Genomic DNA, 12,885 nt, shown 5'->3' with positions numbered 1-12,885 from the left:
TTCCATGGAACAAAGTGTCAATTATCTGGGATTGATCCCGCTTTTTCCCTTGATGGGTGCGGTCCTCATCGGACTGCTGCACGTCTTTACCTGCAAGCGGACCGCGTTGCCGGAAAAGGTGTACGGCATTCTGGCCTGCATCGGCCCGGTTCTATCCTTTGTCCTGGCGCTCAAGGTTTTTGTCGCCTTGAAGGCTCTGGCACCGGAGGCACGCTTCCTCACCCACAAGGCCTTTACCTGGTTCAGCGTCGGCGACCTCCATATTAACATGGGATTCTTGGCCGACCCCCTGAGCTGCTTGATGCTCCTGTTCGTCACCTTCATCGGCTCGCTGATTCATATCTATTCGATCGGCTACATGGGCGGTGACAAGAACTACGGCAAATTCTTCGCCTACATGAACTTGTTCCTCGGCAGCATGTTGGTGCTGGTGTTGGGCGACGGCCCGGTGGTCATGTTCGTTGGCTGGGAAGGCGTCGGTTTGTGCTCCTATCTGCTGATCAGTTTTTACAGCGAGGATCGTTCCAATGTCCTGGCCGGCAACAAGGCGTTCATCGTCAACCGGGTCGGCGACCTCGGTTTTGTCTTGGGCATGTCGTTCCTGTTCTGGGGGATCGGCGCCAACGGTTTCGACTATCTTTCTTTGAAAGCCAATGTTCAGCACCTTGAACCGGCCATCGCCTTGACGGTTTGTCTGTTGCTCTTTGTCGGCGCCACCGGCAAGTCTGCCCAGATTCCCCTGTATGTCTGGCTTCCGGACGCCATGGCCGGCCCCACCCCGGTTTCGGCTCTGATCCACGCCGCCACCATGGTCACCGCCGGTGTCTACATGGTCGCCCGTTTCAGTTTTCTCTATGCCGGTGTCGAACTGGCCGGCACCATCGTTGCCTGGGTCGGCATTCTCACCGCCTTGCTGGCGGCAATCTTTGGCATGTTCCAAGATGACATCAAGAAGGTGCTGGCTTACTCCACCGTCAGCCAGCTGGGATACATGTTCGCCGGCGTGGGCGTGGCCGCCTACTCGGCCGGCATCTTCCACGTCTTCACCCATGCCTTTTTCAAGGCCCTGCTCTTCCTTGGCGCGGGTGCGGTCATCTATGCCCTGCATCATGAGCAGAACATCTGGAAAATGGGCGGATTGAAAAACAAGATGCCCAAGACCTACATTACCATGGTCATCGGCGCCTTGGCCCTGGCCGGTTGCCCGCCCTTCTCCGGCTTCTTCAGCAAGGACGAGATCCTGTACAGCGCCCTGGCTACCGGCCACTTCGGCATTTGGGCCGTGGGCGTGCTGGTTGCCGGAATGACGGCCTACTACACTTTCCGGATGATTTTCGTCGTCTTCCATGGCGAGCCGCGTGATCAACACGCCTATGAGCATGCCAGCGAGGCGCCGAATGTGATGACCGTCCCCCTGATCATCCTGGCGGTGGGCGCGCTCTTTGCCGGATTCCTCAACCTGCCCGGTATTTTCGGTGGTGACCAGATCGTTTCCCACTGGCTGGCGCCGAGTCTGTCGGAGCAGCATCCCCATGGCAATCTTTTCGTTGAAATACTTGCCATCGGCGCCAGCGTCGTGGCCTTTGCCATCGGTATCAAGATCGCCTACGGCAAATTCGGACAAGGTGCTCCGGAACCGTCCTTTTCAGGATTTGCCGACTTTGCCTATCACAAGTTCTATGTTGATGAACTGTATGACAGGATCATCGTTCAACCCTACAAAGCTATCGGCTCCAGCATCTGGAAGGTGATCGAACCCAATGTCACCGATGCCCCGATCAAGGGCGTCTCCAGATTGTACATGGTACTTGGCACCGCCTTTAAGGTCTTCCAAGTGGGCTACGTCAGGATCTACGCGCTGTATATGGTCCTTGGGCTGAGTATTATGAGCCTGCTCCTTTCTCAATCGTTGAACTGATAGAAGGTGAAAGAATGTTTGAACATGTCCTTTCCGTCATAATCTTTCTGCCCATTATCGCCGGGCTGCTCCTGCTTGCCACACCGGCAAGCAAGGTGATCGCCCGATTCACGGGGCTTGCCATTTCCCTGGCCACGCTCATCCTGAGCCTTGACCTATACATGGGGTTCAAGGGAACGGGACTGCTCGAATGCGTGGAAAACATTCCATGGATCGAGTCGCTGGGCATTTCCTATGGCCTTGGCGTCGATGGCATCAGCCTGTTCATCCTCATGGCCGGCTCGGTGCTGCTGCCCCTTGTTTATTTCGTCTTCGGCACCAAGGAAAAGGGATATTACGCCAACCTTCTGATCGTGCAGGGAGCCATGGCCGGGGCGGTTTGCGCCACGGACATGGTCCTCTTCTACATCTTCTGGGAGGTGATGCTGCTGCCGGTTTTCTTCATGCTCGGCCTTTATGGCGGACCGCGCCGGTTGCCGGCGACCTTGAAAATCACCTTGTACACGATTGCCGGATCGCTGCTGATGCTGGCCGCCATCGTGTATCTCGGGGTCAGCTACCATGCTCAGTTCAACGAGTGGAGCTTCGCCATGGATAAAATGGCCCAGCTCAATCTCACCGGGCAGGTGGCGGCAGTCGCGTTCTTCGGCTTCATGATCGCCTTTGCCATCAAGATTCCACTCTTCCCCTTCCACACCTGGCTGCCCGATGCCTACACCGAGGCGCCGACGGCAGCGACCTTCGTGCTCTCCGCGGTCATGGCCAAGATCGGTGTGTACGGGGTCATTCGCTTCGTTGTTCCGGTGTTTGATCTGGAGTTTGCCCGCTTTGCCATCCTGCTGGCCTATGCCGGAGTTATCGGCATGATGTACTGCGGGTTGGCGGCGATCGCCCAAAAGGACTTCAAGCGGATGCTCGCCTTTTCCTCCGCCTCCCACATGGGGGTGATTGCCTTGGGCGTTTTCTGCATGAACCTCCAGGCCCTGACCGGCAGCATCTATCAGATCGTCGCGCATGCGACCAGCACCGGCGTGCTGTTCCTGTTTGCGGGCATTCTTGAGGAACGGACCAATACCCGGACCATCGACGACTTGGGCGGCATCGCGGCCAAGGCGCCGGTTTTCGCGCTGTACTTCGCCATTGCCATGCTGGCTTCGGTCGGTCTTCCCGGCACCAGCGGCTTTATCGGTGAATTCATGATCGTGCTCGGCGCGATTAAATTTAACACCGTCATCGGCGTGTTGGCCGGTACGACCCTGATCATCGGCGTTTGTTACATGCTGTGGATGTTCCAGCGGGTCTTTTTCGAGAAGACCAGCAGCCGTGCTGAAAATTTCAAGGAATTGACCCTTGTCGAAGGTCTGGTATTCTTGCCCGTAATTCTTCTGATCATCGTGATGGGTATTTATCCCCATCCCTTTCTCAGCAAAATTACACCTTCAACCGCATTGCAGTTCGCTCAGCCAGCGTCAGTTGTCGCACAGATTCCTGCATCCAACGTCCAGAATCTTGGGCTCACCATTGAACAGAAATAAGGCCGGATTGTAATCATGACAAACGATTTAATGTTATTAATGCCACTGATTATCGTTGGTGCAGGGGCGATTCTGTTGATGATCGCCTCGACCTATGACAAACTCACGCATGAGCTTGCCGCCTATGGTAGCGCAGGAATTTTTGCCGTGGCGTTTCTCGTCCAGCTTTCCTTCTGCATTGCTGGCAAGGTCGCACCCTTTTCCGAAGCTTTCAACGGTATCCTGGTAGCGAGCAATTTTTCCAAAGCTGCCGGATTGATCATCCTTGCCTGTGGGTTCTTTACTTCCCTGAGCTCCCAGGCATACTTCAAGCGCAATAATTTTTGCAGCTCGGAATACTACAGCCTGACCGCTTTCGCAGCTTCCGGCATGCTGCTCCTGACCATGGCCCAGGAGTTGATTTCCGTTTTCATTGCCTTGGAAATCATGTCTCTGGCCATCTATATTTTGGTTGGCTATGACCGCAAGAACGTGATCAGCACCGAGGCGGTCTTGAAATACCTCATGCTGGGGGCCTTTGCCGGTGCTTTTTTCACCATGGGCAGCGCCTTTGTCTACGGTGCGGCTGGAAGCACCAAATTCGTCAAGATCGGCCAATACTTGGCAACCAACGGCATGCTGCACTCGCCGGCCATGATCGGCGGTGCCTTCTTTATCATGGTTGCTTTCCTCTTCAAAGCGGCTGCTTTTCCTTTTCATGCCTGGGTGGTCGATGTCTACGACGGCGCTTCCGTTCCTGTGACCGGATACATGGCTACTGGTCTCAAGACCGCCATCTTTGCCGTGTTCGCCAATTTCCTGGTGATTGATGGCGCCCTGCAGCAGAAGTGGATTACCTTCCTGTTCTACATTTCCGTGCTGACGATGTTCATCGGCAACTTGATTGCCATTGGACAGCAATCGTTGAAACGGATGCTGGCGGCTTCCGGTATCGTCCATTCCGGTTATCTGCTGATTGCCCTGGTCGCCGTCGGCACCAAGGACTTCACCGGCAGTGTGATCGCCTTTTATCTGGCCGCCTACGCAGCCGGCACCTTGGGCATCTTCACCGCGCTTTCCTATCTTGGCGGTAAGGGGGAAGCAAGGAAGACCTTTGACGATTTCAAGGGACTCGCCAAGGCGCGGCCCTATTCGGCGGCGGCTATCTCCGTTTTCCTGCTTTCCATGGCCGGCATTCCGCCGACCGCGGGCTTCATGGGGAAATTTTACATCATTACCAGCGCTATCAATGCCGGTGAGGTAACCTTGGCCGTTCTCGGTATTGTGAGCAGCATTATTTCCATGTGGTATTATCTCCGTCTGATCATTGCCATGTATTTCCAAGAGGCCGAGGAACAGTTTGACGAGCCCGCAGAGTCCTGCTGGGCGCCGGCTTGCACCTTTGTTCTCGTCCTTTGTGTTTTTGCGATCAGCCTGTATCCTATCGCGGTTTGATCTGACTTCTTTCCATTCCTTCCTGTTTCAAAAGGGGAAGGAGAGGCGATGCGCCTCTCCTTCCCCTTTTTTTCTTGGCGCTGAAGAGGTATGAATACCCCCAGGTCCTGGCTGTTGAGATTTTCTTTCTGAACCGCCTTGCGCTGATTCCATCGTCTGGCCCAATCGCCTTGCCTAGCTTGATGACCGACACGTACGCTCCCACCACTGATTCTTCTCCGGAACGCACCTCATTGCGCTTCAGGCTTATTGCGATTGCCGTGAGCGTCTCTCTGGCTTCGCTCTTCGTTTATTTTGCCTGTGACCATATCGCGTTGTTGTTTCAGCAAAAACAACAACGCCCCCTGGTCGACAACTTTGCCCGCGAGTTGAATAGATTCATTGTTCAATACTATTCCGATTCGAGCAAAAGCCTGGCCGCCAGAGAAGAAACGGTTGCTGTCTGCGTTGGCAACTCCCCAGGCGATAGCGCGGAACTTCAGCGGGTTCTCGACACCGCCAGGCAATTGCTCAATGCTTCTTTGGTGTATGTCATGAACTCGGAAGGACAGGTGGTGAGTTTTTCCAGCGCAACGGCAATAGAAGATTTGACGGAGAAATATTATGGTTTTAGGCCGTATTTCACGCAGGCGATTGCTGGTTTCCCGACAGTATTTCCTGGGCTCGGGGTGACAACCGATGTCCGGGGGGTTTATTTCAGTGCGCCGATTTATGCCGTCGGGCAGGGGCAGCCGCCCGTCGGCGTTGCGGTGATAAAAGCCAATTCCACGGTCTTCGACGATTATTTTTCCACGCTTCCGAACAAGATTGAGGCCTTGCTGTTGTCTCCCGACGGCATCGTCTTCTCTTCCTCCAGGAAGCAATGGCTCTTTGGTGCCGCCCTGCCGGTTACACCGGACCGATTGGAGGCGATCAAGCGCAGCAGACAGTTCGGCGATCAGAACCTGCATGTCCTGCCTTTTTCGCTGCGTCAATCGATTGTCGAATACAATGGCATGCGGGCGACGGTTGCCTTGCGCTCGCTTGACATTCCAGGATGGCAGATCGCGCTGTTGGCACCCTTGCCCTTTCCCTGGCTGGAGGTCGTCTTGCTATGGAGTGTGATCGTGGCCCTCGGCGCCTTGTCCGTCAACGTCGTCCTCAACGCCGCTCGCGAGCGGCGGCTGGCAGGGCAGGTGCGCGCCGGTCAGGAAGAGAGCGATCGGGCACACGCCGCGCACCAGGCCTCGGTTCAGGAACTGGAAACCATTTTCAGCACCAGTCTCGTTGGCATCGTCTTGGTGCGAGACGGGCTCATTACCAACGCCAATAAACGGGTCGACGAAATGTTCGGCTATGGCCGGGATGAACTGATCGGCAACTCGGTGCGCTGCCTGTTTGCCGGCCGCCGTGCCTTTCGGCGATTTGCCCGTCGTTATCTGCATCGGCTCATGGAGAGCAATATCGAGCAAATCGAGTACGATCTGAAAAAAAAGGATGGGACCCTCATTCCCTGCACCCTCAGCGGCAAGGCGATTGACCGTACCAGTCTGGTCCGCGGGACCGTGTGGGTCATCGAGGATGTGTCCCGCTGGAAAACAACCGAACGCGAATTGATGGAGGCCCGTAGCGCCGCCGAAGCGGCCAGTCTTGCCAAGGGACAATTCCTCGCCAACATGAGCCATGAGATCCGCACTCCCATGAACGGCATCATCGGCCTGGTCAATCTGCTGCTCCATAGCGACATGCCGGAGAAAATCCGCAACAATCACCTGGAATTGATCCGGCGCTCAGCCCGCAGGCTGATGACCATCATCAACGGCATCCTCGATTTTTCCAAACTGGAGGCCGGCCGCTTCGAACTGGAGTACCGTTCATTTGACGTGCGCGGCTTGCTGCGGGAGATCGTTCAACCCATGGAACCCACGGCACGCCGGAAAGGTCTGCAATTGCAGATGATCGTGGATCCGGCTGTCCCGGCGCTGATTGTGGGCGATCAGGACAAGCTCATGCAGGTGCTGACCAATCTTGCCGATAACAGCTTGAAGTTCACCAGGAAAGGATTTGTGCGCCTCGAACTCCGATACGAACCGGGCCGCCAGGATCTACCGCCGGCTCTCGCATTCAGTGTCTCCGATTCCGGTATCGGCATTCCCGCCGCCTACCGGGACAAGGTCTTCGAATCCTTTGCCCAGGTCGATTCCTCCCATAGCCGCCGCTTTGGGGGCACGGGGCTGGGATTGTCCATCAGCAAAGGTTTGGTCGAACTCATGGGCGGTAAAATTTGGTTCGACAGCGAAACGGGCAAGGGCACCACCTTCGCCTTTGCCCTCCCCTTGATGGAACATTCGGAGGGGCCGCCATCGGCCGACACCACCACGGCCTGTAATTGGCGGAATCTGCCGAAGGGACGCAAGGGACATATTTTGGTGGCCGAGGATGAATACATCAATACCGTCCTCATCAATGCCCTCCTGGACCAGGCCGGTTTCCGGGTGACGACAACCCGCAGCGGGATCGAGGCGGTGGAAGCCTGGCGAGGCGGTGGTTTCGATTGCATTCTCATGGATATCCAAATGCCGGAAATGGACGGATACGAAGCGGTGGCCCGCATCCGCGAGGCCGAGGCGGCGACCGGAGAGCATATCCCGATCATTGCCATGACCGCCTACGCCATGAGCGATGACCGGCATAAATGCCTGGCCGTCGGCATGGACGAATACATTGCCAAGCCGATCGACGGTCCACTGGTGTTACGGCTGCTGAACCAATTCCTGGCCGCCGCCGATTTCCGGCAGGGCTTTGATGACAAGGGAGATGGCCCATGACCCGGCTCCTGGCTCTGATTCTGCTGTGCCTGGTCCTGGCGGTGAGCGGCCTCCTGTTGGCTGTACGGCCGGTGCTCGATATCGATCTGGTCGATTACCTTCCCGAGAACACCTTGCTTTTTCTGGAGGTCGAGCGTCCGATCCGCTTGGCTGGACCAGGGCGATCCGGGCAAAACGGGAAGTCGATCTCGGCCGCGACATGGTACAAATTCCTGCAGCAGATGGGCGGCAGCGACACCTTGATCGCCGAGACCCGGAAGATGATCGCCGCCGGAGAGGCATTGGCCAAGCATCCGCTCATCTCCTCCCTGCTTGACCATGGCGCCACCTTCGCCTTGTTGCCGGAACGTGCCGGGCAAGCCGAATTTGCTGTATCCCGGCAGTGGATGGTGGCGGTACGAATCGATGACCACGAAGCCGAACAGCGCTTCGAGGAAATGCTCGCACGCCTGCAAACGCGCCAGCCCGTCAGCTATCAGGGAGAAACCCTCCGGCATCTGGCTGCCGACGACGGACAGGAGTTTTTTTATTGGCGGCACCGCAATGTGGTGCTCGCCGCCTGCGAACAGGAGCTGCTTCGGCGTTGCATCGACCAGAAACTCCGGCGGATGATCCAAAAGGAGGTCTCTCTGGCCACGAATGCCACATATCTGCGGTTGCGCCAGCTCGGCAAGGAGCGCGCCGATATTTTTTGTTATGTCGATCTCAAGGGACTTCACCGGCGGATGCCGCTGGTGCAGGCGGTCGAGACCGAAAGCGGCGGCTTGCTGCCCCGGCATCTCGCCTTCAGCGGCCGTGCCGCCTCGAACACAATCCGGCTGGAGTTCAACGCCCTGGTCGACCCGGCATCGACAGCCGCCTTCCTGACCCGGCATGCATTGTCCGCGCCTATTCGTCAACCTTCGATGGAACCGATGCCGCCGGAGGTGAAACTCGCCTTGTGGACCAATTGGTTCAAGTCGAAATACCTCTGGGATTTTGTCAGACAAAAGGCCGGCGACGATGTCTCGGCCCTGATGGCCTTGATCGGCCAACAGCTCTCCGAAGCCACGGGCAAGTCGTTGGACGATTTTTTTGATGTCTTTGGTGATGAGTTCGGGGTAATGATAACCGAACAGCAGGTGGCGCACCAATCGTCCCGCTTCATGGGAGGCCTGCTCCTTGCCCTGCGCGACCGCCCGGCAATGGCGGCCATGATCGCGCAGATGGAGGCTCGCCTCCAGGTGATCAAGGTCAAGTCCGGCGATTTGGAAATCGACTCGGTGATGTTGGCCGGCGGCCTGTTGCAACCGGCTTGCGCCCTGCTGGCGCAGCATTTGATCCTGGCCGACAGCGTGGAACTGGCAGAGGCGGTTCGGAGGCAGTTGATGCCCGATCGCCTCGACGGACATCAAGGCAAGGCTTCCGGCCCCGAGAGCGGGCCGGGCAATGTGTCGCTTTTTCTTCGGGTGGGCGAGGTGGCCGAACAGCTGGCGCCGCTGCTGACCTTGCTGGCCAAGGAGACGGGCGAGTGGGACCGGATGTTGCCGCCCGAAACGCGGCTGTTTGTCCGGGAGGTCGGCCTGCCGCTGCTCGCCGGGCTCCACAACGTTGCCACCGGCCGAGTTCGGGGATCCATGGCCGGGGATACCCTTAACATGGAAGTGGAATATACCTTGCGCGGGGATTGAATGGGCCGTCCGGGCCTTCCCCTGCTCATACAGGCAAACGGTGAGTGGCTATGGAGCAATTGGTTGCCGAGTTGAAAAAAATGCTGCCGTTCAAGGAAACGACGGAGCCGGGCGATATTGTCCTGATCGCCGCCAAACAACCGCAAATGCTGCTTTATGCCGTGGTGGGCGACATCGTCCGCGACGAAACCCGCAAGGCGGAATGGTGGCATGTGACCCTGCACCTGCTTTCCCTGCCGCTCCAGACAGTGGTCTGGACGTTGCGCACCCCGCAGTTCACCGGTCAGGAAATTTTCACCATGGGCGGGGAAGGGCGGTTTGTCCAGGCAGTCCGGCTTGAGCACCGGCCGGTCGGATCCGCCTTCGACCCGCCGCCCGATCCCGGTGGCAAGGGACAGGCAAAGGACCGCGGCCGGCGGCCGGGCCTGCGGATTGTCAAATGATGCGGGCGGAAAAAATGGTGTTGGTCGGCAACGAACGGGGAGTTCATGGCCGGGTCGCGACCCGGCTCGCCGGCATTGCCGCCAGCCATGGCGTGCGTCTTTTCCTTTGCCACGGCGAGGACAGGGTCGAATGCAGTTCGATCCTCGATGTGTTGTCCCTGGCCCTGGCGCGGGGCACCGCCGTGGGCCTGGTGGCCGAAGGCCCGCAAGCGGAGCGGGCGTTGGCCGCTGCCGCCGAAATCATCAATGCCCAGGACGATGCCTGCCATGACCGGGCCGGATAAGGAAGCCGACACCATCCCGCCGATCCGCACCTTGCAGGGCATCGGCGTGTCCCCGGGTATCGTGGCCGCCACCGTGGTGGTGCTCAAGCGTCAGACCCTGCGGGCCGGGTGGTACCACCTGCCGGCGGACCATATCGAAAAAGAGGTCGAACGTTTTGCCGGCGCGGTCCAGGCCGCCGGGGACGAGTTGCTGCAGCTGCGCGAAAAGCTGGCCGGCGACCTGGCCGATGCCCTGTCGATCATCGATTCCCACCTGCTGATGCTCCGGGACCGGATGCTGGTCGAGCGGACCATCGGGATCATCCGCCACAAGAACGTCAATGCCGAATGGGCCTTGGCCCAGGCCTTGAGCGAGATCAAGGAACGGTTCGACCAAATCGACGACCCCTACATCCGGGAACGATTTGCCGATATCAAGCATGTGGCGGACCGGGTCTTCGGACTGCTCTCCGGCCGGGAACACGGTCCGCTGACCGGCGAGGACCGGCCGGTCATCCTGGTGGCCAACGATTTTTCCCCCGAAGACACCTTACGGATGCAGGCCGGCAATGTGCACGGTTTTTTGACCGAAAAGGGCGGCGTCACCTCCCATACCGCCATCGTGGCGCGTTCTCTCGGCCTGCCGGCGGTGGTCGGCATCGAGCACGCCACCTCGCTTTTGGCCACCGGTGACTTGATCATTCTCGACGGTGGCAGCGGCCGAATCGTTCTCGATCCCGGCCCAGCGGAGATCCAACGGGTGCAGGAGAGCGACCGGCGCAACCGCCTCCTGGCCGACGAGCTGGATGCCTATATCCATCTGGTGTCGGAAACCGTGGACGGCTTTGCGGTCCGGCTGAGCGCCAACATCGAAACGCTGGAGGAATTGCCGGCCGTGCTCCGTTTCGGCTCCGAGGGGATCGGCCTGTTCCGCAGCGAACTTGATTATTTCAACAACCGCCGGCCGCCGAACGAGGAACAGCTGGTGACCACCTACCAGCAACTGTTGGCCACCATGGCCCCCTACCCGGTGACCGTACGTACCCTCGATGTGGGCGGTGACAAATTTTTCAACCGTTTTCCCGGCAACAGGGCCTGGCTGGATCGGGAACGCAACCCGGCCCTCGGCCTCCGCTCCATTCGTTTTTCCCTGTATGAGCAGGATATGTTCCGCAGCCAGCTGCGGGCGCTGTTCCGGGCCTCGGTCCATGGCCGGCTGCGGATTCTGCTTCCCCTGATTTCGGCACCGGCGGAACTGCGGCAGGTGAAGGGAATCGTCGCCGAGGTGCTGACCGAGTTGGCGGTCAAGGGCCATCCCGTGGCCGAAGATGTCGAAATCGGCATGATGGTGGAGGTGCCCAGCGCCGTGGTCATGGCCGATGTCTTTGCCGCGGAGGTGGATTTTTTCGCCATCGGCACCAATGACCTGATCCAGTATTCGCTGGCCATCGACCGGGGCAACCAATATGTCGCCCATCTGTACGAGCCGTTTCATCCGGCGGTGCTGCGCATGATTCGGCAGACCGTCGAGGCCGGCCACGCCAACAACATTCCTGTTTCGCTCTGCGGCGAAATGGCCGGCGATCCCCTGTGCGCCCCGGTGCTGATGGGCATGGGGCTGGACGAATTGTCGATGCGGCCGGCAATCGTGCCCAAGGTCAAGCGACTGCTGCGCCATTGCCGCAGCAGCGAGTTGCGGCAGATAGCCCAGCAGGTGCTGCAGTGCGGCGACTGCGGCCAGGTCCGCAACCTGCTGGGCCGCGAATTGGGCACGCTCTATCCCAAGGAGTACTATCAAGGATGAACGAGCGCCAGATCATCGACCACATAGCCGCCTTGACCGATCAGAAGGATGCCCGGTTGATCAAGGGCATCGGCGACGATTGCGCCGTGGTGGCGAAGGACGGCCGTCTGGTCTGGCTGTTGACCATGGATACCGTGATCGAGGGGGTCCACTTCGACCTCGCCTTCCACCCGCCGGAACAACTGGGGCGCAAGGTGGTTTCGGTCAATGTCAGCGATATCGGGGCCATGGGCGGGCGGCCGGTCTTCGCGCTCCTTTCCATCGGCATGCCCAAAACCTTCGATCCAGCCTGGTTCCAGGCCTTTGCCAGGGGACTGACCGATGGCTGCCGCGAGTATGGCTGCCTGCTCATCGGCGGCGACACGGTTGCCAGTCCCCAGGGCTTCAACTGCACCCTGACCGTTATCGGCGAAGCAGTGGCGGAGCGGGTGATCTACCGCAGCGGTGCCCGGCCGGGCGACACCGTCTGGGTCAGCGGCCCCCTGGGCCTTGCCGCCGCGGGCCTGGAACTGCTGCGCCGGCAACTCGACGGGGCCGGCGATGGTTTTGCCCCCTTGCTGGCAAGGCATCTCGATCCCACCGCCAGGGTCGATCTGGGCCGGCGTCTGGGCGAAAGCGGGCTGGTGCACGCGATGATGGACCTTTCCGATGGCCTGGCCACCGATCTGGCCCACCTTTGCAAGCAGTCCGGGGTGGGGGCGCGGATCGCGGCCTGGGAGCTGCCCCTTTTGCCGGCCCTGGTCGAGGCGGCCCGCCTGGTCGGGGCCGACCCGGAACAGTGGGCCATCGGCGGCGGCGAGGATTACGAACTGCTGTTCACCGCCCCGGCCGAAGCCCGCGACCGGCTGCTTGAACTCGGCCGCCAGTGCGGGCTGGCGCCCACGCCGGTCGGCACCGTGGTCGAGAGGGAAGGCGTGGTTCTGCTCAGGCGGCGAGCCGACGGCACCTGCGAGGAACGGGGGATCGCCTATCAAGGGTTCGATCATTTCCGCGAGCGGACAGGGGACTAGG

10 protein-coding genes are annotated in these 12,885 nt (G+C 59.3%); 9 read left to right on the top strand and 1 reads right to left on the bottom strand.

The annotated features are described in order from the left end of the window. Positions 1 to 4 precede the first annotated feature (4 nt). Genes nuoL through RMR13_RS11150 form a run of 3 tightly spaced genes read left to right on the top strand, consistent with a single transcriptional unit; the run spans position 5 to position 4,887 of the window. A complete protein-coding gene (nuoL, locus tag RMR13_RS11160) occupies positions 5 to 1,918 on the top strand; it encodes an NADH-quinone oxidoreductase subunit L (protein ID WP_310600710.1) in 1,914 nt (637 codons plus the stop codon). A gap of 14 nt (positions 1,919 to 1,932) precedes the next feature. Beyond that, positions 1,933 to 3,453 (top strand): NADH-quinone oxidoreductase subunit M, encoded by a 1,521-nt coding sequence (locus RMR13_RS11155; RefSeq protein ID WP_310600709.1) that lies wholly within the window; start codon positions 1,933 to 1,935, stop codon positions 3,451 to 3,453. 15 nt (positions 3,454 to 3,468) lie between these two features. Beyond that, a complete protein-coding gene (locus RMR13_RS11150) occupies positions 3,469 to 4,887 on the top strand; it encodes an NADH-quinone oxidoreductase subunit N (protein ID WP_310600708.1) in 1,419 nt (472 codons plus the stop codon). Positions 4,888 to 5,117: 230 nt separating this feature from the next. Here RMR13_RS11150 and RMR13_RS11145 read toward each other — a convergent pair whose 3' ends face one another. After that, positions 5,118 to 5,393: a hypothetical protein gene (locus tag RMR13_RS11145; RefSeq protein ID WP_310600707.1), complete on the bottom strand. Its 276-nt coding sequence runs from the start codon at positions 5,391 to 5,393 to the stop codon at positions 5,118 to 5,120. Between the two features lie 243 nt (positions 5,394 to 5,636). On the opposite strand from RMR13_RS11145, the gene RMR13_RS11140 reads away from it, so the two are divergent. The 6 genes from RMR13_RS11140 to thiL are packed head-to-tail and all read left to right on the top strand — an operon-like array spanning position 5,637 to position 12,884. Beyond that, positions 5,637 to 7,694, top strand: a complete 2,058-nt coding sequence (locus RMR13_RS11140; protein ID WP_310600706.1) for an ATP-binding protein — start codon at positions 5,637 to 5,639, stop codon at positions 7,692 to 7,694. Beyond that, a complete protein-coding gene (locus tag RMR13_RS11135) occupies positions 7,691 to 9,364 on the top strand; it encodes a hypothetical protein (protein WP_310600705.1) in 1,674 nt (557 codons plus the stop codon). Before RMR13_RS11140 ends, RMR13_RS11135 begins: the two co-directional genes overlap by 4 nt. Positions 9,365 to 9,414: 50 nt before the next feature. Beyond that, complete coding sequence (locus tag RMR13_RS11130; protein WP_310600704.1) at positions 9,415 to 9,807, top strand: hypothetical protein; 393 nt, start codon at positions 9,415 to 9,417, stop codon at positions 9,805 to 9,807. Beyond that, entirely contained in the window at positions 9,804 to 10,091 is a 288-nt protein-coding gene (locus RMR13_RS11125) for an HPr family phosphocarrier protein (RefSeq protein ID WP_310600703.1), read from the top strand. The genes RMR13_RS11130 and RMR13_RS11125 overlap by 4 nt, the downstream gene beginning before the upstream one ends. Continuing rightward, entirely contained in the window at positions 10,075 to 11,874 is a 1,800-nt protein-coding gene (gene ptsP / locus RMR13_RS11120) for a phosphoenolpyruvate--protein phosphotransferase (protein WP_310600702.1), read from the top strand. The genes RMR13_RS11125 and ptsP overlap by 17 nt, the downstream gene beginning before the upstream one ends. Continuing rightward, the gene (thiL, locus tag RMR13_RS11115) at positions 11,871 to 12,884 is read left to right on the top strand and encodes a thiamine-phosphate kinase (protein WP_310600701.1); all 1,014 of its coding nucleotides are present in this window, start codon (positions 11,871 to 11,873) and stop codon (positions 12,882 to 12,884) included. The genes ptsP and thiL overlap by 4 nt, the downstream gene beginning before the upstream one ends. Position 12,885: the final 1 nt, after the last annotated feature.

The sequence above is a fragment of the Desulfobulbus sp. genome, assembly GCF_031547805.1.
Taxonomy (GTDB): Bacteria; Desulfobacterota; Desulfobulbia; order Desulfobulbales; family Desulfobulbaceae; genus Desulfobulbus.
The sequence above is the reverse complement of the archived record's forward strand: the minus strand, read 5'-3'. Positions and strand labels throughout refer to the sequence as shown.